Origin of the sequence: Candidatus Borkfalkia ceftriaxoniphila (assembly GCF_004134775.1) — a bacterium.
Lineage (GTDB): Bacteria > Bacillota > Clostridia > Christensenellales > Borkfalkiaceae > Borkfalkia > Borkfalkia ceftriaxoniphila.
The window spans coordinates 1,079,067-1,100,515 of record NZ_SDOZ01000002.1 but is presented as its reverse complement, the minus strand read 5'-3'; the positions used below and the strand labels follow the sequence as shown (position 1 = coordinate 1,100,515).

16 protein-coding genes are annotated in these 21,449 nt (G+C 51.3%); 3 read left to right on the top strand and 13 right to left on the bottom strand.

Features of this window, described 5'->3' with window-relative positions:
* Nucleotides 1-3 precede the first annotated feature (3 nt).
* The 9 genes from ESZ91_RS05165 to ESZ91_RS05125 form a co-directional block, all read right to left on the bottom strand.
* The gene (locus ESZ91_RS05165) at nt 4-2,274 is read right to left on the bottom strand and encodes an Ig-like domain-containing protein (protein ID WP_161971062.1); all 2,271 of its coding nucleotides are present in this window, start codon (nt 2,272-2,274) and stop codon (nt 4-6) included.
* 24 nt (nt 2,275-2,298) lie between these two features.
* Nucleotides 2,299-4,011, bottom strand: coding sequence for a type 2 periplasmic-binding domain-containing protein (locus ESZ91_RS05160; RefSeq protein ID WP_129224783.1), 1,713 nt, complete (start codon nt 4,009-4,011; stop codon nt 2,299-2,301).
* Between the two features lie 12 nt (nt 4,012-4,023).
* Nucleotides 4,024-4,944, bottom strand: coding sequence for a carbohydrate ABC transporter permease (locus tag ESZ91_RS05155; RefSeq protein ID WP_129224781.1), 921 nt, complete (start codon nt 4,942-4,944; stop codon nt 4,024-4,026).
* Between the two features lie 11 nt (nt 4,945-4,955).
* The gene (locus ESZ91_RS05150; protein WP_129224779.1) at nt 4,956-6,467 is read right to left on the bottom strand and encodes an ABC transporter permease; all 1,512 of its coding nucleotides are present in this window, start codon (nt 6,465-6,467) and stop codon (nt 4,956-4,958) included.
* A 3-nt stretch (nt 6,468-6,470) separates the two neighbouring features.
* Nucleotides 6,471-8,534 (bottom strand): alpha-L-rhamnosidase-related protein, encoded by a 2,064-nt coding sequence (locus tag ESZ91_RS05145; protein ID WP_129224777.1) that lies wholly within the window; start codon nt 8,532-8,534, stop codon nt 6,471-6,473.
* Nucleotides 8,535-8,543: 9 nt separating this feature from the next.
* On the bottom strand, nt 8,544-10,859 hold the full coding sequence (locus ESZ91_RS05140; RefSeq protein ID WP_129224775.1) for a glycoside hydrolase family 65 protein: 2,316 nt from the start codon (nt 10,857-10,859) through the stop codon (nt 8,544-8,546).
* 327 nt (nt 10,860-11,186) lie between these two features.
* Entirely contained in the window at nt 11,187-11,858 is a 672-nt protein-coding gene (locus ESZ91_RS05135) for a hypothetical protein (protein WP_129224773.1), read from the bottom strand.
* 9 nt (nt 11,859-11,867) lie between these two features.
* The gene (locus ESZ91_RS05130; protein ID WP_129224771.1) at nt 11,868-12,713 is read right to left on the bottom strand and encodes a hypothetical protein; all 846 of its coding nucleotides are present in this window, start codon (nt 12,711-12,713) and stop codon (nt 11,868-11,870) included.
* A gap of 67 nt (nt 12,714-12,780) precedes the next feature.
* Nucleotides 12,781-13,344: a sigma-70 family RNA polymerase sigma factor gene (locus ESZ91_RS05125; RefSeq protein ID WP_129224768.1), complete on the bottom strand. Its 564-nt coding sequence runs from the start codon at nt 13,342-13,344 to the stop codon at nt 12,781-12,783.
* Between the two features lie 229 nt (nt 13,345-13,573).
* Here ESZ91_RS05125 and ESZ91_RS05120 point away from each other — a divergent pair, with 229 nt between their 5' ends.
* A complete protein-coding gene (locus tag ESZ91_RS05120; protein ID WP_129224766.1) occupies nt 13,574-13,921 on the top strand; it encodes a hypothetical protein in 348 nt (115 codons plus the stop codon).
* Between the two features lie 87 nt (nt 13,922-14,008).
* On the opposite strand, the gene ESZ91_RS05115 is transcribed toward ESZ91_RS05120, so the two are convergent.
* From ESZ91_RS05115 to ESZ91_RS05100, 4 genes are all read right to left on the bottom strand, one after another.
* Nucleotides 14,009-15,685, bottom strand: coding sequence for an InlB B-repeat-containing protein (locus ESZ91_RS05115; RefSeq protein ID WP_129224764.1), 1,677 nt, complete (start codon nt 15,683-15,685; stop codon nt 14,009-14,011).
* 92 nt (nt 15,686-15,777) lie between these two features.
* Nucleotides 15,778-16,881, bottom strand: a complete 1,104-nt coding sequence (gene glf / locus ESZ91_RS05110; RefSeq protein WP_129224762.1) for a UDP-galactopyranose mutase — start codon at nt 16,879-16,881, stop codon at nt 15,778-15,780.
* A gap of 90 nt (nt 16,882-16,971) precedes the next feature.
* The gene (locus tag ESZ91_RS05105) at nt 16,972-18,303 is read right to left on the bottom strand and encodes an MATE family efflux transporter (protein WP_129224760.1); all 1,332 of its coding nucleotides are present in this window, start codon (nt 18,301-18,303) and stop codon (nt 16,972-16,974) included.
* Nucleotides 18,300-18,755, bottom strand: a complete 456-nt coding sequence (locus tag ESZ91_RS05100; RefSeq protein ID WP_161971061.1) for a MarR family winged helix-turn-helix transcriptional regulator — start codon at nt 18,753-18,755, stop codon at nt 18,300-18,302. The genes ESZ91_RS05105 and ESZ91_RS05100 overlap by 4 nt, the downstream gene beginning before the upstream one ends.
* Nucleotides 18,756-19,230: 475 nt before the next feature.
* On the opposite strand from ESZ91_RS05100, the gene speD reads away from it, so the two are divergent.
* Together speD and ESZ91_RS05090 are read left to right on the top strand one after the other, a co-directional pair.
* The gene (gene speD / locus ESZ91_RS05095; protein ID WP_129224756.1) at nt 19,231-19,986 is read left to right on the top strand and encodes an adenosylmethionine decarboxylase; all 756 of its coding nucleotides are present in this window, start codon (nt 19,231-19,233) and stop codon (nt 19,984-19,986) included.
* Between the two features lie 10 nt (nt 19,987-19,996).
* Nucleotides 19,997-21,445, top strand: coding sequence for an aminotransferase class I/II-fold pyridoxal phosphate-dependent enzyme (locus tag ESZ91_RS05090; RefSeq protein ID WP_129224754.1), 1,449 nt, complete (start codon nt 19,997-19,999; stop codon nt 21,443-21,445).
* Nucleotides 21,446-21,449 lie beyond the last annotated feature (4 nt).

The window sequence follows — 21,449 nt, the reverse complement described above, 5'->3', positions numbered from 1 at the left end:
CTTTTATTCGGCTCTCTTTTTGGCGATGACGAGCACGGCCGCCGCCAGCGCGCCCGCCGCGAAAATCATCGACGCCGCCGCGACGCTCGAACCGCAGCCGCTCTTTTCCTCTTTCTTTTCGGAAACGGTCACGGTGAAAGAATCGCTCTTGGAACTATCCGCCTCGGACTTGACGGTGATGGTCACACTGCCCGCTTTGAGGAACGTGACGACGCCCGTTTCGGATACGGTCGCGATGGTCTTGTCGCTCGATTCGAACGCGAGGTTTTTGTTCGTCGCGTTGTCGGGGCTGACTTTGACGGTCAGCGTCAGTTTGTCGCCAACCGTCGCGGCGGTCGGTTTGTTCTGTATGGAAACGGAAGTCACCGCAACGTCCGTGACTTTCTTGCTCACCGTGACGGTGAAACTGTCTTTTTTGGACGCGTCGTCCTTAGAAGAGGCGGTAATGGTGACCGTGCCTTCGGACAGGAAGGTCACTTTTCCCTCGGCGTTGACCGCCGCGACGGTCGGATCGCTCGAAGAGAATGCGACGCTCTTATCGGTCGCGTCGGCGGGCAAAACGTTCGCCGTCAGGTCGAGTTTGTCGCCGACGTAAGCGGTCTGCGCCTTGTTGGCAATGGAAACGCTTTCCACCGCTTTGTAGTCGATCAGATTGCCCTCATCGTCGAGCATTCCGAAATAGACGTCCTTGAACTGCGCGTTGCAGCCGCCGTCCGCAAACAGGGCGATGGCGCCCGTCAGATCGCCCTCTACCGTTTTGCTGATGCGGGGCGTGACCATGTCGTCTACGAAGAAATCGATCTGCCCTTCGAATACGCGCAGTTTAAAAGTGCTGAATTCGTTCTGCACGTAGGAAGGAGAGCCGCCCTCGTACGGGCCGCCTACGGGAGTGCCGCCCCAGATGGTGGCGTTGTGCGCCGCGGAAGCGTTCTGCATAAAGGCAGAGCCGCCCGTCTGGTTGCCCGCCTGCGTCTTGTTTGTCATGGCGAAAAACGCGCCGAACCAACCGTTGTCGGAATTGCCCTTGGCGCTGTAAACGAGTTCGAAATTTTTGCGGTCGCGGTTGTTGAAATACAGTACGCCGTAATCGTTGCCGACCTGCCCCGCCGCGGTGACTTTGCGCGCGAGCACGCCGTCCTGCAAGGTGAACAGATCGTCCCATTTCGCGGCGGCGCCGCCGTTGCCCGAGTTGCCTGCAATGCCGATCGACTCAAACGCACTCATACCCTCTTCGGTGAGCGGATACGCGATATAACCCGTTCTGTCGGCGTCTTCCGCGGTGATCTTAAAAGTCTTTTTGATTTCGGGGTTGCTCTTGGCTGTAAAGGTCACGTTGTACTCGCCCGTGTTTTTGAAGAGCAGTTTTCCGTCCGTGAGGTAGACGCCGTCCTTGTCGCTCGTAAAGGTGTATTCGCCGTCCGACCCCTTGGGGAGCACGTTGACGGTAACGGGGACGGGTGTGCCGACCGTGGCTTTTCCGTTGTTTTCGATGCCCGAAACTTCTATATCCGTGGCGGGGATCGTTTCGTCGGTGCCGACGGTGCCGTCCGCTTTGAGATAGGTCACCTTGAAAGATTTGACGGAAACCGTCTTGTTGGTCACGGCGACGCCCACTTTGCCCGAGGTCAAGGCCTCGTCGCCCGGCTGCAGATCGACAACGATGGGGTCTTCGTCGTTCAGCCAGTACTGAATGTGGTTTTTGTACACTTTCAGTTTATGTACGGTATCGGAAAGGCCGTTGAAATCCTTAGCCGCGATATGCGTATCGTTCCATTCGGTGTTGTTGATTTGCTGATCGTGCCAGGTATAAACGCCGTCACCCTGTACAAATGTCAGACCGCCTTTGGGATTCGCACTATCTTTGGCGGGTTTGGCGGTATTTTCCACGCCGAAGCAAAGGCCGCTCCAGCCCGCCCTATCCCCCACGTGCTGTAAGGTGACTTCCATATAAAAATTCTTGTAGTCCGCTTTGTCGTAATACAGATAGTAGAAATTCGACCATACCTCGTCGTTCGTCGAAAGGTCGCCTTTGGACGTGATCGTCTTGTTCTGCGTATCGAAATCCCAGATCTCATCGGCCTCGCCCGCGATCACCTTGTTGCCCGATCCCGCGAACACGCCTTTGAAATTGCTCTTGTCCGTCAGATCGACGTTCGTCGTATAGGTATCGTCGTCGGGCACGGCGGCCGCCGAAGCGAGAAACGCCGTTGCCGAAACAGACAGGCAAAATACCATCATCACGGACAAAAATGCCGTCAAAAACCTCTTTTTCATCTGATTCCTCCTCATATTTTACATTTATCCGATGAGTCCAAGTTCCGTAAACTGCGTTTTTGCGGCGGCGAGAAATTCCTGGCCGTGCAGGGTGGAGTTCCATTTTTTCACGTAAGAATCGTACTCCTTCTGTGCGTTTTCGGCGCTCCATTTGCTGTTTACGTATCTGTACTCGAACGAAACCATATCGCTCGTCATGTCGCTCAAAAGACTCGCGTCAAGACTGACGTAATCGCCGATCTGCGGCAGCGAAGGCATATTCGCGGTCAGATTGTCGTGCTCCGCGATCTTCAAGACCAACGCGTTCACGTGCGGTTCGTCCGCGCTGATGACGCCGTCGTTGGTGGAAGAGAACCACGCGCCCCAGTCCCACGCGCCGTTTTGCTTTTCCTTGTAATATTTTTCGGTAAATCCCGCGCGTTCGGAACTGGTGCAGATATACACCTGCGGGCTGCCCTCGATTTTCTGGAATTGCAGATTTTTTTCGATGCCGACGCCCCAGCGCAGCGCGTCGTATGCCTCGCCCCGCTTGTATTCGCCCGTTTCTTCATCGAAATAGCAATAGAGATCGTCGATGAGTTTACATATTTTTTCCATTTTGCTCTTCGACTGCGCCGTGGCCTTGGATACGGTGATGACCTTACCCGCGAGCCCCGTGCCGGGCATATAGCCCGCGCGCTCGTTCTCCGTGCCCTGCTTTTTGGGAAGAGCGTACGTCTTCCACAAATCGGTCGCGTCGATGACGTCGTTTTCGCTCTTGCCCTCGGGCGGCGTCATGCCGCGCTGGGCGTAGGTGATCTTTTTGTCGTTGAATTCCGCCTGCGTGTTTTTGGTGATCTCGCCAGGCATCCACTCGATGCCGATCTTGCCCGCGTACGTACGCTTGCGCTCCGCATACTGCTGCGTGAACCAGGCCGGCTCGATGAGCTGTTCTTCGACGATGATCTTGAAATAATCCAGAAATTCCTTATAAGAGCCGTCGGTGGTACCGAACTGCACTTCGCCGTTCTTATCCACGTAAAAGCCGTAGGGCGCGACGGTCACGGAGCCGAACATGAGAGGCATCCAGGTGCCGAGAACGCCCAGAGAATTTCCGCCGCCCGCGGTGGAAAATGCGTACGCGTCTTCGAACTCTTTCACGCCCGCCTTTTTCTGCGCGTCTATCCACCGCGCGAAATCGAGCAGATCGTCGGGCGTGGTCGGCGCCCAGGTCTCTTCCTTGGCCTTGTCTTTGCGGTACATATCCAGCCAGTCCTCTCTGAGTTTCAACGACCATGTGGGCGGATCGGCGGGCGTCCACAGCGCGGTCAGTTTCTCTCCGTCGGTAAACACCGCTTTGGAAGCCGCCTGCGACTGCGCGTTCAGCGATTTGGAAAAATTGGGCATATACTGCAGATACGGCGTCCAATCGTCCAGAAGCACTCCCTGTTTGAAAAATTTACGATAACTCGTATAACTGGGAAAACTGATGATGTCGGGACGGTTCTCGGTAGAGTTGAACGCCATGATCGCCGCGTTTTCAAAATCGCTGTTGGCATTGAGTTGCACGTTCAGCCCGTAATTTTCGGCGATGTACGCGCGGTAGGGATCGTCCGCCGTGGTGGGCGTATTGACCCAGCCCGAAAACAGGATGTTGATCTTCTGCGCGTTGTTCCCGCCCCCTGTTCCGCTCCCGCCGCAGCCAGCAAAACCGCATACGAGAACGAGCCCTAAAAGCAATGTGATGATCTTTTTCATAAAACCTCCTTTTTATCCTTTTACCGCACCAAGGTAAACGCCCTTGGTGAAATACTTTTGAAAGAACGGATAGATACACAGAATGGGCAGCGTTGTGACGATGGTGAGCGCCATTTTGATGGACATATTGTCCACGTCCTTGATACCCAAAATATTTTCCAGACTTCCGATATCGGCATTGTTGACCTGGTTGAGATTGTTCATTGAAATGGTCGCGTAATATTGCAGCGGCCACAGATGCGATGCCGCGGGAGATACGTAGAGCATCGCGTCGTACCAACTGTTCCACTGGAAAACAAGGGTGAAAATACTGATCGCCGCGATGACGGGCATGGACATCGGGAGAACGACGGCGGAAAAATTCTGCCAGTCGTTCACGCCGTCGAGCATGGCGGATTCCTCCACCTCCGCGGGGATCCCCTCCATCGACTGCTTGATGATGATGACGTTCCAGGCGTTGATGAGGTTCGGGAAGATATATACCCAGATGTTATCCAGAAGCCCCACGCTCTTAACTACGAGATAGGTGGGAATCAGACCGCCGTTGAAAATGATGATGAAGATCATCAGATACATGAAGTACCGCCGCCCGGGCAGATTTTTGCGCGCCATCGCGTAGGCGAGAATGGCGGTCAAAAGCACGCTCAGAACCGTTCCCACCGCCGTTCGGAATACGGATACCGCGATCGCTCGCCCCAGAAACGAACTGACGGTGAATACCTGTATGTAAGAATACAGCGTCACTTTCGTGGGGATGGGAATGAGGAACGAATAGTTGATGTCCTCGGGCTTGGCGAAAGAAACCGCCAGCGTGTATAAGAGCGGATAGATGCACAGCGCCGCGACCAGAAAGCAGACGGCGGTGCAGATGACCTGGTAGAGGTTTTCGTGAAACTTTGCCGAAAACAACGGCTTTTTCTTTTTTTCCTGCATACTTCCCCTCCTTACCACATACCGATGCCCGTGGTCTTTTTCGAGAGTTTATTGCAGCCGTACACGAGCACCATGCCGACCGCAGCCTGGAAGAAGGACATCGCCGCGCCAAGCGAATATTTCAGTTCGCCCAGACTCGACCAGTACAGCCAGGTGTCGATGACCATGGCTTTGGGCTTGGTGACGGCGTTGGCAAACAACAGCAACTGTTCGCCGCCCGCGTTTTTGAGGATCTGCCCCAGATTGATGATGAGAAGGTACATGACGATGGGCAGAATGCTCGGAAGAGTGATGCGCCACACGCGCTGCCACGGGCCCGCGCCGTCGAGTTTGGCGGCTTCGTACAATTCGGGCGGCACGGAAGAGAGCGCCGCGAGATATAATATCGTGCCCCAGCCCAACTCCTTCCAGATATTCGTGAGGACGACGATGAAAATAAACCAGTCGGGATCGGTCAGAATACTCGAACTCGTACCCAGCCAGGTGCTTAAAAGCCCCTCTTCGTTCAAAAACGCGTAGGTGATGGCGTAAATGATGACCCAACTGAAAAAGTGCGGGATATAGACGATTGTCTGTACGACCTTTTTGGCGCGCATCATGCGCATGTCGTACAGAAAGATAGACAAAAGCAAGGGCGGCACCGTCGCGCCGATGAGTTTTAAAAGCGATATATACAACGTGTTTCCGATGACGCGCAGCATTTCGGGGCTGAGAAATATTTCCTTGAAATTCGCCATGCCCACCCACGGACTGTTGAAAATGCCCGTTCCCAACGAGTAGTCCTTAAAGGAGAGCACCGTTTGCAGCACGATGGGATAGAGATTGAAAACCGCGATGAGAAGTAGCGGAAAGACCATAAACAGATACGAGGGAATGTACCTTTTCAGAAGAACTACCTGCGCGGAATCGATCTTGCGCTGGATCATGCCCGCGACGATGCAGACGGGGCATAGCACCAGCCAGATGACCGAGGGAGAAAACACCTTGTAAAAGGCGGCCTGCACGGCAACGTCTTCCAATCCCGCCGTCACGAGATAGGTAGTCGGTATATTGAGGGTTATGAGCAGCGCATAGACGACAAGGCACAAAAATCCCAGTCCGATCCCCGCCCAGCCGCCGATGGCGTTGAGACGCGCCGCGTTATCTTCGCCGCGCTTTCTGAAAAGTACGACGAGCGCTGCCTGATACAGAAACAGCGCCAGAAACAGCGCGATACACAAGGTCAGCAACACGCCGATCGCCGTCGGCAAATATGCCGTGACAAAGATCTTTTCACCGTCTACGAGATAAGAATAACTCAGTTTACCGCCCTGAAAGAGCGCGCCGATCACGGCAGCGCCCGAGAAGGCGCCGTTTACGCCGATATCGGCAAGTTCCCGCCCCACGACGCCCGCCGCCAACAGGCAGACAAGGCAAACGAGGCTGACGCCCGCCGCAATGGCGGCTTTGATCGTCTGCGCGGTGAGTTTCCGGGGCGCAGGCGCGCTTTGCGCGGCCGCGCCGCGCTCGATCGCTCGCTCCATAGATCAGTCCTCCCCTTTTATTTTTTTGCGGGCGGCAACGGTACGCAGCACTCCGCCCCTCAGTTTGAAAATTTTATATCCCCCGCGCGCCTCGTCCCAGCCTTCCGTATCGAAAAGCGCATCGCTGAGCCACAGTTCGCCGTCGGTCTTTTCCGCATAAACGGTCAGCGTATCTTTTGCGCTCTCGATGCGGATATCTCCGTCGCGGAGCGGAAGCGTCGCGCTGTACGAGGATAAGCGCACGAGTTTCGGGCACAATCTGTATTCTTCATAGGCGGGTTTCGTCGGTTCCAGTCCGATGAGATAGCGCCCGAGAAGATACAACGGGCTGGCGCCCCAGGCATGACATAAACTCTTTCCGTACTTGCGGTTATACATGGCGTATTTATCGTCGCCGCGCTCGTTTTTGTCGTATAATTCCCAAAAACTCGTGGCGCCCTCGTCGATCATGCCGCCCCAGTATTGCAAGATCTCGTGATATACGAAGTCGGTCTCGCCCGCAAGGCACAGCGCGCTCAACTCGAAAAAGCGCATGAACGGCGTGACGATCTTTTCCGCTTCGTCGTTCAAAAGCACGTTTTGAATGACTTTCTTTTTCTTTTCGTCGTCCAGAATACCGAAATACAACGCGAAAATATGCGGGTGCTTTTTGATCGCGGGGTTCAGTTTCCCTTGGTACCGCGAATAATAGAACACCCCCCGCTCTTCGTCCCACAGGGTATCGAACAGCACTTTTTTCAAGGCCTCGTATTCCTCGCGGTATTCTTCGGGATCGTCGCCAGAGATCCCGCACAGTTTCTGCATGGTTTCGAGCGCTTTGAGATAGATGATCTGTTCTGCGGCGACTTCGCCGCGGTTGTCGATATTCGCCCAGTCGACGAACACCCAGTCGCCCTCTTTGCCCTCGATCATGCCGCTTTCCGTCTTGCGCGTGCGCGCAAATTCGATGATGCGCCGCGCGGTGGGGATCATGCGGCGCAAATAATTTTCGTCGCCTGCGTACATATAAAAATCGTACAGCCCGATGATCCAGTAAAAAGAGTATTCCATGATATGGTTCATGAAATGCACCACGGGCGGCTTACCCGCGAGCGCCGTGATCGTGCGGCGTTCGGTTTTCAGATCGAAAAAGGAATAATAGTTCATCAGAAACGCCTGATAGGCGTCGCCCGCCCACAGCCAGCGGTCGCGCTTGATGCCGTCGAGGAAAAATTCGCGGGTATTGAGCGCCAGCGTATCCAGCGCCACCGCGTAAATTTTTTCCAGTTTTTCATCCGAACAGGAAAATTTTGCGCTCCGCGCCTGCGGCACGAATTCGCGCAGTACTTTCAGGTTGGTCAGATCGACTCCCTCGCCGTGCAGATGGACGTAGCGGAACGCCTTGCCGACTTCGGGGCGCGTCTGTACGGGAAAATCCAGTTCGTCCGTCAGTTCGCAATTCTCTTTGTCCGTCGCCTCCGCAAGGCTTTCGCCGTACCAGATATGTACAAGCCCTTCGCCCTCGCACGATTCCAAATTCACCACGCCCATCATCTCGCGGCGGCAGTCGAGAAGGAGCGAATCTTTATCCTTCCGCAAAATATCGAAATCTACGTCTTCGTAACGGAAACGAAACGGCCCCGGCGGCGATTCGGGATCGGTCAGCCCGTCGCACCCCGCCGCCGAATACCGAAAATCGTTGGAAGTGGTGAGAAATTGCTCGTCCGAGCGCACCGTTTCGCCGTTGACGTACAGCGCGGGAATTTCTTTTTCGTTATATACGGAAACGATCAGTTCGTATTCGCCCGCCCGAAGATCCACAAAACCTTGAAATTCGCGTATGTAAGCGTTTTCGGGCGCCTGTATCCGATTCACGATCACGTTGAACTTTCCGTTTGCGCGAATTTCCAACCGCTCGGGCTTCGAAAGCGTAAAGCGCCGTATAAATTTCACGTTTTTACAAAAATCGTCCGTATGCCAGAAGGGCGGCACGAACACCTCCCTTTCGTAGCGGGAAGTCAGGCACGCATTGAGTTGCCGTATCTCGTAATCGCCGTTATGCCATATCCATTCTGCCTTTCTATCCATCAGTCGTTTTCAGTCCTCCGTACGGCAGCAATACGGTCGGTCTTTCGAGAGCATGACCGCTCTGCCGTTGATTTCCACTTCCATCGGCTCGCCTTCCGAAAGTAAAATTTGCGTTTTCTCTTTTTCCACGGTCACGCGCAAGCGGCGGCCGCGGTAAGCGATTTTAAAAGAATACTTTTGCCAGCCTTCGGGAATCGCGGGTTTGAAATGCAGTTTGCCGCCGTAGTCGCGCATACCCGCAAACCCGTTCACGATCATCATGTACGCGCTCCCCTGACAGGCGGAATGCACGCCGTTGAAAGTGTTCCTGTTCACGTCGTCCAGATCCATGCGCGCCGCCTGTTTCAGATACCCGTACGCCTCCGCCGCATAGCCGATATCCTGCGCCACGATACAGTGGATCCCCGCGGACAGCGAACTGTCGTGAATGGTTTTCGGCTCGTAAAAGTCAAAGATCTTGCGTTTCATCTCGCGCGTGAATTCATGGCTGTATAAATAGATGAGCAATACGATATCCGCCTGTTTGATGACCTGATAACGCCACAGGTTGAGCGGGTGCAGATGGGTGAGAAGAGGAAGTTTTTCGGGCGGGATCGCGTCTACGTCGATGGGATCTTTATCGAGGAAATCGTCGTCCTGCAAATACAGATCGAGCGTTTCGTCATAGGCGATATACATATTGTCCGCGGCTCTTTTCCAGCGGGCAAGTTCATTTTCGTCGCAATCGCACAAATTCAGCATGCGAAGATAGGCGCTTTCGTCCTCCGCGCGCAGTTTTTCGAGCATTTGCAACGTAAAGTAAAATTGATCGCGCGTGAGCCAGTTGGTATAGAGATTGTTGTTGACGACGGGATTGTATTCGTCGGGCCCGCAGATGCCGTTGATACAGAATTTGCCGCCCTTGTGTTCGATAAAGTTTCCGCGGTGGGACAGGCACTTGGAAGTTTTCGCGAGCATTTCGATGCCGTAATCCTTCATAAACTGCCAGTCGTCCGTGGCGAGATAGTAACGCTTGATCGCGTAAAAAATATCGCAGTTGAGGTGATATTGCGCGGTCGCCGCCTCGAACACGTGGCCGCACTCTTCGCCGTTTATGCTATTCCAGGAATACAGGGCGCCGACATCGTCCATTTCCGCGGCGCGCTTTTCCGCGTTTGGCAGAATATTATAGCGGTACAGAAGCAGTTGTTTTGCGACTTCGGGCGAGGAGTACAAAAACGCGGGCGTCATAAATATTTCCGTATCCCAGAAAGTATGCCCCATATAGCCCGTGCCCGTGAGACCGTTGGCGCCGATGTTGGTTTTTCCGTCCTTGCCCGCAGAAATCTGCAGCATGAAAAGACTGAACCGAACGCCCTGCTGAACCATGAGGTCGCCCTCGATCTGCAGATCGGCATTGTCCCAAAATTTTTGCCATAACGTTTCGCTTTCCGCAAGGCAGCCGCCGAATCCTTTGCCGATCGCCGCGGCGGCGCTTTTTTTCGCCGCGGAAAGCGGCTCGTCGCAGTCGCTGTCGGTATAGAACGACGCGGCGCGTTCCAAAGTCAAAACGCCCTTTCCCGTTTCGCCCGAAAAGACGTTGACGAATAAATCTGCCATGTCCTCTTTTTGCAGCGAAAGTCCCTGCGCGCGTTCTTCGAGGGCGCAGGCGACGCGGAAGGCGGAAACTTCCGCACGATAGTCGATAGACCGCGCGTTGTCCTTTCTCGAAAGGGATAAAAGATGCAGGCGGACGGCGTTATCGCCGCCGATTTCTTCCTTGCGTATACCGTCCGCGCGGGCGGGAAGGCACAGAGGCGTTTCGATACGCACGGAAATTTTTTCGTCGGAAGAGATCTCGACGCGGTGCATGAGAACATGCACGTCGTTTTGACAGGCGAAACGCTGTAAAGAAATATGTAAGCGCTTGTTTGCGGAAGTGATTAAATCGTATTCGCGTTTCATCACGCCGTTTTTCAGATCCAGCCGCCGCATATAATTTTCCGCGCTTTCAAAAGGCGTGCACAGTTCGCCGTCGGCGTAAACTTTGAGGGCGAGAGCATTGACCTGCGAAAAGATGGAATGATAGCGGCCGGGGAAACCGGGGCGCTGCCAGATATGACGATAGGGATGATATTCATACACACCGTTAATGAGGAGCGACTGTTCGCACGGCACGCCCGACGGCACGCCCTCTTCAAAATAGCCGCGCACGCCGAGGTAACCGTTGCCGACGGAAAACACTGTTTCATTGGGAAGCGAGCGACCCTTGTTAAAGCCGTATTCGGTGACCGTCCATTCTTCGGGCACAAACAAAACGGGCACGTTGCTGTGAATCTTTCTCATAGGACCTCCGATTTCGATCGGTTTTATTCTTTTGCAAATTTAATTATCTACATTTGGTACAAAATTTCAATGGTAAATTCATCTACAAAAAAAGGAGCCAAATGCGAGCATTTCGCCCCGATTTGGCTCCTTTTTTATAAAATTTTCGTCATTTTTGCGCGTTTTGTCAGTGTCCTTGCCTATAACGCCTTAAAATTTGCTCTACTTTCCTATGTTTTTTTCTTTCGATAAGTAGACCGATTTACCAAATTTTTCTTCATTATAGTTGAAATTCACCAAAAAAATAAAAAACCCCGCCGCGCAAATGCGCGGCGGGAACTTCCATATTTACGGTAAAAGTTCTTCTACAATATCCAATATTGCGGTTTCGGTCATGGGTTGGGATAATTCTAAATAATAACGATATTCTTCATATTCGAAAAAGGCAAAAGCACTTGTAAGACTATTAGCATAGTTTATTTCTACATTCTTTACCGTTTGCTTACTCAAACATGTGATTATGAAATTTTCTAGCATATCAATATTAGTAAAATTATCCGTGATGAATATCTTTACACGATCACCAGTTTCTCCACTTATGATCTCTTCACTAAAACAAATTTCTTCGCCCGTACTGTTTAAATAATATGTAACATTAATAATGCTTTCAGCAAACTCATACCAATCTAAATACAACCAGTTTTTCTGATTAATTTCCGCATGTTTTTTTATCGTTTCCTCTATTGGTTGCGAAGAATACTCCTCTTGGGTACAGTAACGACTTTTCAGTTTCTCCTGCGGCATAAAATAAAATACGGAAAACAAACTAATCCCCAATACCAAAACAAACGACGCAGCAATGGTAGCGATTTTTTTCCAAGAAAATTTTTTACAGGTAGGCGTGCCTTCGCCCAAAATATCTTCTTGGGCTATTCTTTGACGGACTTCGTCCCACATTCTCTGTTTGGCTTCGGGCTCCTGCTCTTCGATAAGTTCATGTATAGAGCGTTTTTTCGCCATCTTATCTCCTTAAGCGGTTATCGTTACGGCATATCCATTATCTAACCAGGCGGTAGTATTTACCTGAACAAAGGCTGTACTTTGAGAATATAGCCCTGTAGATACCATCAAATATGTATCTGTTCTAAAATTTTCATCTAAGCCGTTATAATATTTTACAGTACAATAGCCATAAGCTACCATTACATGTCTATTCTGAACAATTGACGTTACAATTCTATCGTAGTGATCTCCTTGCGCAACAATGATCAAACCAGCTTCATCACAAAATAATAAAATAGGCTTATTATTATCTATGGCGCTTTTCGCAGAACTTAATTGAAATGTTCCCCATGTATTTTTTACGGAAGAATAACTTAAATTATATCCTTTTTGTTCTACATATGTCTTTAAACCATTTTTGCAATCTGCTTCGCTTACGCCGACATCGTCTACGTTAGTACGCATTAACGTATACAGTTCTTGCATTAAGGCAGGTATATAAACTTTATCTTTTACTTTATAACGACCATTTGTATAATTAGGAGTAAAACCAGGAATTAAATTTTCGTAGTAACGATCATAAAAACCAACAATAATTCCGCCTGCAGTAGGCCCACAAGAATTGCTTAAATCTGAATTTGCATAATAATCAGGCGCCTCATTAGTCGTTGTAACCATATCATAGGTTCTTCTAGAATAATTTACTGTTTCAGAGTCAACCGCATACGTACTGATCGGATACTCGTCATAATAGCGGTCGGACGAGGTTTCTTCTGCGCTTGCGGATACGGTCAGCGCGGGGATCAAGGAACCGCATAAAAGCATAAAGGCGCAGGCAAGTAAAACGAATCCCTTTTTGATGACTTTGGACATATTTTTCATTTCTCCGTGTGTAAAATTTTTTATAATTAATATACCGACGATTTTTTAAAAAGTTTCCTCAATCGTCGAATTTTTTTAGTTCTTCCAAAACAAGCGCTTCTAATCGGGCGCAACGCTTGCTGATCGTCGATTTACTGACATTCTTTAAACGCGCAATATCCGAGCGCGATAAATTGCAGACATATTCCAAATAATACAAATCCTGCATTTCCGGCGTTAATTGCTTGACAGCCTCTTTTACCGCATTGCGCTCTTCCGAATCTTCTAAATAGGCCTGTACGTTAAAACGCGAACTTTCATCGTAGAAATTATCGGGGATCCCCACATCTTCGCGATAATAAAGTTTGTTGATATCATGCGCCGCGTTTTCCGTGATCTTGCACATCCAGTTATATCCGTCGCTCGCTTCGTTGAAACGATCGATATACCTGATGACGCGCACAAACGTTTCTTCAACGGTATCTTCGATATGACTCTTGTCCGTTAAATACAGTATCGCAATCCCTTTTAAGTGGTTTGCAGTGCGTTGATAGAGTTTGTCCAACAAATCAAGCCGTTCCGCCCCACTGCTCTTTTTGATCTGTGTCAAAAGTTTCGAGACGGCGACTCCAAAATACGACATCCGTGATAATAACCCTCAATTTCCAAATATTTACAATTTTCTTCCCAATTATAATATATATTTATGAAATAGTCAAATTCTGACAGACTGTATTTTTTAATAAATTTGGAAATTTATATTAAAAATTTTTATTTTTTTGTATTTATAGGAAACTTTTGGAAATTTTGCAAGTATATACTATATCGGAAAAATATCAATCCCTAATAAATCGAATATACGGTACACACTTATGAAGAATCGCTTAAAAGCAATGGAAAGTTATTTGCGATTAGCCGCACTTGAATTTAATAATCCCGTTCAAGACACGGCGCATTATGCGTTGGCTCTAACGCTGGACTATTTCGAAACTTATGACAATCTGCATAATTCCGACAGGCATTACATATTTTGTCAACTTTATTTCAAATCGGCATATCGGAACGCTTCGGAAGTCAAAAAGAGCATGCACCTTTCCGTAAGCGTTGCCACGCTATGCCGTTATCGTAAGAAATTCGTTGAAGCCTTTATCTACTACTGCAATCTTCTGGAACCCTCGTATTTTGACGATCTGAATAAAACGACGGGTTTTTCGGCTTGATTCTTAATTTTGCTCACCCCCCTATCATTCATCCTTCTTTTACGAAGGGGCGCCCCCCGCAGCAAACGGCTGCAGGGGGCGTTCTTGTTATTCCGTATGAAAATTCAACTCAAAAGACGCTTTCTCTCCCTCGCTTGCCTGCGACTCGACAATAAACGCGTAATCTCCCGCGGTTTCGAAAACGATACTTATTTTTATACGGATCGTATCCTGTTCATAACTGAATAACACCGTCAGAAAATATTTGCCGTTTTCAGAAAAAGTGTTCCCGCTTTCGGTTACCGTATATTCGCCGTACTCGGAAGAGATTTTATGCGTTACGCCCGAATAGGAACTTTCTAACACCAACTCGATCTCGTAAACTTCGCCGCATTCCGCAGCGATCTCAGAACCGTTTTCCCGTCCGTTGACGAGAACTTGCGTGAAATCAAGTACGGGCGCGGCAGTGACCGTGTAAGAAAAACGCACGTAGATCTCTCCGAATTCGCCGTACAGCGCGACGTTCACCTCATAATAGCCGATCTTTGCGGGAACGTCTGATCCGACCTGCACGCACCAACGCCCCAGTGCGGACTGCGTCACGGTGCAGAAAAATTCTTCGGAAGGTTTTCCGTTGACTGTCCAGTCGCAGTAAATAACGCCGTAAAAGTCACTGATCTCCGCTTCTCCCGCGGGCAACGATTCACCTTCCGACGATAACAACGCGCTGTCCGAAATATAATTTATCTTCGGACAAGGCATCCATTTAGCCGACAGAGCCAGATCTTTCGTCACAGCCGTAAGGGCGGTCAGTTTTGCCGCGTTCGCACCTTCCCCGCAATACCAACCCGCAAATACGTAACCTTCACGCAAAGGAACGGGCAAACTCGCGTAATCTCCCGTCGGAATTTCTTCAAAATACGTCGTATCGCCGTTTTCGAACGCGCCCGCACCCGCGTCGTAAGAAACCGACACGGTGCCGCGCATAGCGTCCTCCCCGCGGATATTGCCGAGTTTTTCCCATACCGCCGCGCGACGGTACAGATCGTAACTTTCGGTATCGAGATAGAAATCGCCTTCCTTTCCCGAAAGCGGATCGGGCACGCCTGCGCCGCAGTACCACGCGGCTCCGTCTTTCCCGTCCTGCCCGTCCGAACCGTCAACGCCGTTCTGTCCGTCGTTGCCGTTTTGGCCGTCGTTACCGTCCGCGCCCTTTACGTTGCCGACCTTCTGCCAGCCTTGACCGACTTTTAAATAAACGTCGTATGTTTCGCCGTCCAAGTAAAAATCGTCTGTTTTTCCGAGCGATTCCCGAGGCGCGCCCGCCCCGAAGAGCCAACTTGCACCGTCTTTCCCGTCGGCGCCGTCTTGACCGTTTTCACCGTCGGCGCCGTCCTCGCCGTCTTTTCCGTCCTGACCGTCCGCGCCGTTCTGTCCGTCCTTGCCGTCGGTACCGTCTTTTCCGTCTTCGCCTTTATCCCCCTTTTCCCCGCGGACGACGCCCGCATTGACGATGGTACCGTCGGTGAGCGTGACGATCAATTCGCCCTTTTCATTGACGGTCGCGGCGGAAACGCTCGCCCCGTCCTTGCCGTTTGCGCCGTCCTTGCCCGCGACCAGCCGTAAAAATTCTTCGAGAGTTCCGTCGTAACCGAGTTCGCGCGCCTGCACATACACCTTCTCCTGTGCGGACAGAGGCTTTTCACCCTCCGCGCAGCCTGCCGAAGCACCCAGCGCCAGCCCTATCACCAGCAGCGCGACGGCGATCTTTTGTACAAATCTCAATCATTCATCCTCCTGGATATAATATTACAGCATATAAAATGCAGTAACTTCCTATCAAAAACGGCACGCAAATCTGCGTGCCGCTCAAAAACTTATTTTAATTCTTCGTCTGCACAGGCAAGCGCGGCGTCGATCACTTTGTCCATATCGTAATACTTGTATTGTCCCAATCTTCCGCCGAAGATGACTTTACCCTCCCGATCCGCGAGCGCCTTGTATTTCCGATAGAGCGCGTCATTCTTTTCGTCGTTGACGGGATAATACGGTTCGTCGCCCCGTTTCCAGTCGGCGGGATATTCGTAGGTGATATACGTGACCGGACTTTGGGAGCGTTCGAAATGCTTGTGCTCGATGATGCGCGTGTAGGGAATTTCCCGCTCCGTATAATTCACGACCGCGTTGCCCTGGTAATTTTCCTCTTCGAGGCGTTTGGTTTCAAAGCGCAGAGAACGGTATTCCAACTCCCCGAACCGATACCCGTAAAACTCGTCTATCATGCCCGTATATACGGTTTTTTCCGCGATATCGGGGTTTTCCTTGATAAAATCGAAATAATCGCAGGAAAGCAGTACTTTCGTACCTTCCAAAAGTTTTTCCGCGAGGCGGGTGTAGCCGCCCTCCGCGATGCCCTGGTAGCGGTCGTTGAAATAATTGTTGTCGTACGTGAAACGCAGGGGCAGCCGCTTGATGATGAACGCGGGCAGATCTTTGCAGGATTTGCCCCATTGTTTTTCGGTGTAGCCCTTGATGAGTTTTTCGAACACGTCGCGCCCGACGAGTTTCAGCCCCTGTTCCTCGAGATTTTTCGGCTCTCCGATGTGCAGTTCTTCGATCTGCGAGTCGATCTTTTCCCGCGCCTCGCGCGGCGTGACCACGCCCCACATTTTCGAAAACGTGTTCATGTTGAACGGTAGGTTATACAGTTCGTCGCGATAGCGCGCGATGGGAGAATTCACGAAATTATTGAAGGAAACAAACTGATTTACATAGTTCCAAACGCGTTCGTTGCTCGTATGAAAGATATGCGCCCCGTAAACGTGAATGTTGACGTTATCTTTGTTTTTCGTAAAAATATTGCCCGCAATGTGGGGGCGTTTGTCGATGACGAGGCATTTTTTGCCCGCTTTTTTCGCTTCGTAAGCAAAAACGCAGCCGAACAGCCCCGCGCCGACGATGAGATAATCATATCTTTCCATATTTAGCACTCCGATGAAGTATTCTAAGCATATTATATCCCATTTGCAGGGCTCCGTCAAGACAATTCGGAAAAAAACGGGATTTTCACGTCACGCGTAGCGATACTTTTTCCGTTTTCCCCACATGAAGGCGAACGTAACGAGCAGCGCCAGCCCTTCCGAAACATTGATCGCCATCCAAACGCCGTCCAGCGCGAAGAACACGGGCAGCGCGAGAATGGCGGCAGCGGGCAAAACGAGGGTTCGTATAAAGGAGATAACTGCGGATACCCACCCGTTGTTGAGCGCCGTAAAGAGAGCGGAGCCGAATACGTTGAAACCGCAGATCAAAAATGAAAACGCGTAAATGCGGTATCCGCGCAGCGTCATGACGAACAGCGCGTCGTCGTATCCGACGAACATTTTCGAAAGCGGTACGGCGAGCCCTTCGGCGAGCGCAGTCATGCCCACGCCGAGAACGCCCATGATCACAAGACTTTTGCGGAACAGGTTTTTCAGTTCGTCGTGATTTTTCGCACCGTAATGGTAACTGATCACGGGCGAACACCCGACCGCGTATCCAATGAAAAAAGCCAGAAAGATCATGCTGACGTACATGATCGCGCCGTAAGCCGCCACGCCGTCCTCTCCCGCGATTTTCATCAATTGAAAATTGTATAGCAGCGTAACCACCGAAGCGGATATATTGGACAAAAACTCCGAAGATCCGTTGGCGCATGATTTCAATAATATTTTCATGTCCCATATCGGCTTAGCGAATCGTAAAAGGCTGTCGTTGCGCCGCATGAAATACAAGACGGGAAACACGCCGCCGAAAATCTGGCTGACGGCGGTCGCGATCGCCGCACCCGCCAGCCCCCAGCGGAATCCCGCGACGAACAGCGCGTCCAGCACGATATTCATCGCGCCCGCCGCCACCGTTACGATCAGTCCCAGACGCGGTTTTTCCGCCACGACGAAAAAACTTTGAAATACGTTTTGCAGCATGAAAAAGATCATGGAACTCAAAACGATCCTGCCGTATAACACGCAATAGTCGTAAGTTGCTCCCGCGGCGCCCAAAAGAGAGGCTATTTTCGGCAATAACAACTGGCCGAGCACCGTTAAAAGCAAACCCGCCGCCACCATGCAGATCACGAGCATGGAAAAATATGCGTGCGCTTTTTCGGGTTCCTTTTCGCCCAGCGTTTTGGCGACGAGCGCGCTCCCTCCCGTACCGATCATAAATCCGATCGCGCCCATGATGATCAGAAGCGGCATGATCAGATTGATCGCCGTCAAGGCGCTTTTCCCGACGAAATTGGAAATGAATAATCCGTCCACGACGCCGTATATCAGGGTGAATACGATCATGACCACCGACGGCAGTACGAAACGCAAAAGTTTTTTATAATCGAAATGCTCCGATAACTGAATCCTCATCCCTTTCCCCTTTCTTGTTTGAACAACTCTTTCACAGCGTCCACATAGCGGCGGTTCAAAGCCACGAACGCAGCCCGCTCGCCCTTTTCGAACCGTTCAAACGCAGCCCGCTCGTTGCGCAGGATCAAGTCCGCCGTGACCGATGCGAGCCGTTCGCCCTTTTCGGTCAGCAAAATACATTTATTTTTTCTGTTGTCTTCCTTCGTCCGCAGGACGATATACCCTTCCTCTTCCATCTTGCGAAGCGCGGAATTCACGCTCTGACGGTTGATGAACATGGCGTCCGCGATCTCCGATTGCGTTAAGGGTGCGCTCGTTTCGCGGACGCAATATAATATCCACAGGGCGCAGTCGGATATTTTATGCGCTACGGCAACGGCATGATACATTTCGTCCAGTTCGTTGTACATCTGATTCAGGCTTGCGTACTGCAAATCTTTTTCGTCTTTCATCGGCTCTCCTTTTTTGTATGATTTCATATTATTTTTATGCATTATAATATGATTTCGGATAATTGTCAAGCAATTGCGCCGAAACGCAAAAAAAACGGTTGACATCGCCGCGAAAAAAAAGTATAATCGAAACGCTATGAGCGGACTTTGAAACGAAAGCGTTCTCATGCAAATACCTTAGACCACCCTTCGGGGTCGAGGCCATACGGACAGCCGGGTCAAATGCCGATTTTGCGGCGCGCGCGCCGCGTTATTGATTGAGTTAAAAGCTCAAATTTTATAAGTTGGTTACTTTATAACCGGTGCGTTCCGCACACAACTTGTGAAACGGTCAATAATATTGGTTGTCAGTGAGTATTTGCTTTTTGTAACTTACGCTCATTTTGGATCCTTTGCGTCCATCAAATGAAACGGGAAACGGGCAAGCGGAAACGCTTGCCCGTTATTTTTATTCCCAGAAAGAGAGAGGTACGTTATGGAAAAAATGAAATTATACGGATTCAACAATCTTACCAAATCGCTCAGTTTCAATATTTACGACGTATGTTACGCCAAGACCGCGCGTGAACAAAAAGATTATATCGCCTATATCGACGAACAGTATAATTCCAAACGGCTGACGGAGGTGCTCATCACGCTCACCTCCATGATCGGCGCGAAAGTTTTGCATATTTCCAGCCAGGATTACGACCCGCAGGGCGCTTCGGTCACCCTTCTCATATCCGACCATTCCATGATCCCCGCGCCCGAAACGCAGGTGGCGCACCTCGACAAGAGCCACGTGACCGTACATACGTATCCCGAATATCACCCCGAAACTTCGCTCGCGACCTTCCGCGTGGATATCGACGTGGCGACGTGCGGCGAGATCACGCCCCTTTCCACACTCGATTATCTCATCGGCAGTTTCGATTCGGATATCATCACCATGGATTACCGCGTGCGCGGCTTTACGCGCAGCATCGACGGCAAAAAGGTGTTCAACGACGGGAACGTGACTTCCATTCAGGAATTCATCTCCCCCGCCACATTAAAAAAATACGACGCCGTGGATATCAACGTGTACGCGGCGAATTTATTCCATACAAAGATGCTTTTAAAAGAAATCGATCTGCAAAATTATCTGTTCAACCGCGACGCGTACGAGATCGCGCCCTCCAAACGGTTGGAGATCATCGACAACCTGCGCCGCGAGATGATCGAAATTTTCAACGGACAGAATATTTACTGAGGAGGCGAGCATGGATCAGACGAGTGCGCCTATCTTCGAGGCGCTGGAAAAATTCCGTAAAATGCGCGTGGTCCCCTTTGACGTGCCCGGGCACAAGCGCGGGCGGGGCAATCCCGAACTCGTGGATTTTCTGGGGGAAAAGTGCGTTTCCACCGACGTAAATTCCATGAAACCTCTGGACAATCTGTGCCACCCCGTTTCCGTCATCCGCGATGCGGAAAAACTCGCCGCCGACGCGTTCGGCGCGGAAAACGCCTTTCTGATGGTGGGCGGCACGACTTCCGCCGTGCAGAGCATGGTCATGTCCGCGCTCAAAAGCGGAGAAAAGATCATACTTCCCCGCAACGTACATAAAAGCGTGATGGGCGCGCTCGTCTTGTGCGGCGCGGTGCCCGTGTACGTCGATCCCGAATGCGACGCAAGGCTGGGCATTCCACTCGGCATGAGCCTTGCCGCGCTGGAAAAGACCATCGAAAAAACGCCCGACGCCAAAGCCGTGTTGGTAAACAATCCCACTTATTACGGCATCTGTTCGGATATAAAATCCATCGCGGCGCTGGCGCATAAACACGGGATGCTGTGCCTTGCGGACGAGGCGCACGGCACGCACCTGTATTTCGGGGAAGATCTGCCCGCGGCGGCGATCCGAGCGGGCGCGGATATGGCGGCCGTTTCCATGCATAAATCGGGCGGGAGCCTGACGCAGAGTTCCATACTCTTAACGGGACCGCGCGTCAACGGCGACTACGTGCGGCAGATCATCAATCTGACGCAGACGACGAGCGCCTCTTATCTTTTATTGTCCAGTCTGGATATTTCAAGGCGGAATCTGGCGCTGCGCGGAAAGAGCGCGTTTGCGGAAGTGGTGAAACTCGCCGACTACGCGCGCGGCGAGATCAACGATATCGGCGGTTATTACGCGTTTTCTTCCGAACTGAAAAACGGCGGCAGCGTGTATGATTTCGACCGTACCAAACTCGCCGTGCACACGCTGGACGTGGGGCTGGCGGGCATCGAAGTTTACGATATTTTGCGCGACGAATACGACATTCAGATAGAATTCGGAGATCTGGGAAACGCGCTCGCCTATCTTTCCATCGGCGACCGCATCCGCGATATCGAACGGCTCGTGAGCGCCCTTTCGGAGATCAAGCGCCGCTACGCGCGCGACAAAAACGGCTTGATGGAAAACGAATATATCGCGCCCGCGGTAGCCGTGACGCCGCAGTACGCCTTTTACGCGCCCAAAGAATCTCTCCCGCTGCGGGAAACGGCGGGGCGCATATGCAGCGAATTCGTCATGTGCTATCCGCCCGGCATCCCGATCCTTGCGCCGGGGGAACGCGTCACGGAAAAAATTATCGAATATATCCGATACGCCAAGGAAAAAGGCTGTTCGATGACGGGCCCCGAGGACGCCGCCATCGAGCGGCTGAACGTTCTGAAACAGGAAGTTTGAGGTG

What these genes read in the sequence shown, in the direction of transcription:
- ESZ91_RS05165 (WP_161971062.1), bottom strand. Translation starts at nt 2,274, where the DNA reads ATGAAAAAGAGGTTTTTGACGGCATTTTTGTCCGTGATGATGGTATTT.
- ESZ91_RS05160 (WP_129224783.1), bottom strand. Translation starts at nt 4,011, where the DNA reads ATGAAAAAGATCATCACATTGCTTTTAGGGCTCGTTCTCGTATGCGGT.
- ESZ91_RS05155 (WP_129224781.1), bottom strand. Translation starts at nt 4,944, where the DNA reads ATGCAGGAAAAAAAGAAAAAGCCGTTGTTTTCGGCAAAGTTTCACGAA.
- ESZ91_RS05150 (WP_129224779.1), bottom strand. Translation starts at nt 6,467, where the DNA reads ATGGAGCGAGCGATCGAGCGCGGCGCGGCCGCGCAAAGCGCGCCTGCG.
- ESZ91_RS05145 (WP_129224777.1), bottom strand. Translation starts at nt 8,534, where the DNA reads ATGGATAGAAAGGCAGAATGGATATGGCATAACGGCGATTACGAGATA.
- ESZ91_RS05140 (WP_129224775.1), bottom strand. Translation starts at nt 10,859, where the DNA reads ATGAGAAAGATTCACAGCAACGTGCCCGTTTTGTTTGTGCCCGAAGAA.
- ESZ91_RS05135 (WP_129224773.1), bottom strand. Translation starts at nt 11,858, where the DNA reads ATGGCGAAAAAACGCTCTATACATGAACTTATCGAAGAGCAGGAGCCC.
- ESZ91_RS05130 (WP_129224771.1), bottom strand. Translation starts at nt 12,713, where the DNA reads ATGTCCAAAGTCATCAAAAAGGGATTCGTTTTACTTGCCTGCGCCTTT.
- ESZ91_RS05125 (WP_129224768.1), bottom strand. Translation starts at nt 13,344, where the DNA reads ATGTCGTATTTTGGAGTCGCCGTCTCGAAACTTTTGACACAGATCAAA.
- ESZ91_RS05120 (WP_129224766.1), top strand. Translation starts at nt 13,574, where the DNA reads ATGAAGAATCGCTTAAAAGCAATGGAAAGTTATTTGCGATTAGCCGCA.
- glf (WP_129224762.1), bottom strand. Translation starts at nt 16,881, where the DNA reads ATGGAAAGATATGATTATCTCATCGTCGGCGCGGGGCTGTTCGGCTGC.
- ESZ91_RS05105 (WP_129224760.1), bottom strand. Translation starts at nt 18,303, where the DNA reads ATGAGGATTCAGTTATCGGAGCATTTCGATTATAAAAAACTTTTGCGT.
- ESZ91_RS05100 (WP_161971061.1), bottom strand. Translation starts at nt 18,755, where the DNA reads ATGAAAGACGAAAAAGATTTGCAGTACGCAAGCCTGAATCAGATGTAC.
- speD (WP_129224756.1), top strand. Translation starts at nt 19,231, where the DNA reads ATGGAAAAAATGAAATTATACGGATTCAACAATCTTACCAAATCGCTC.
- ESZ91_RS05090 (WP_129224754.1), top strand. Translation starts at nt 19,997, where the DNA reads ATGGATCAGACGAGTGCGCCTATCTTCGAGGCGCTGGAAAAATTCCGT.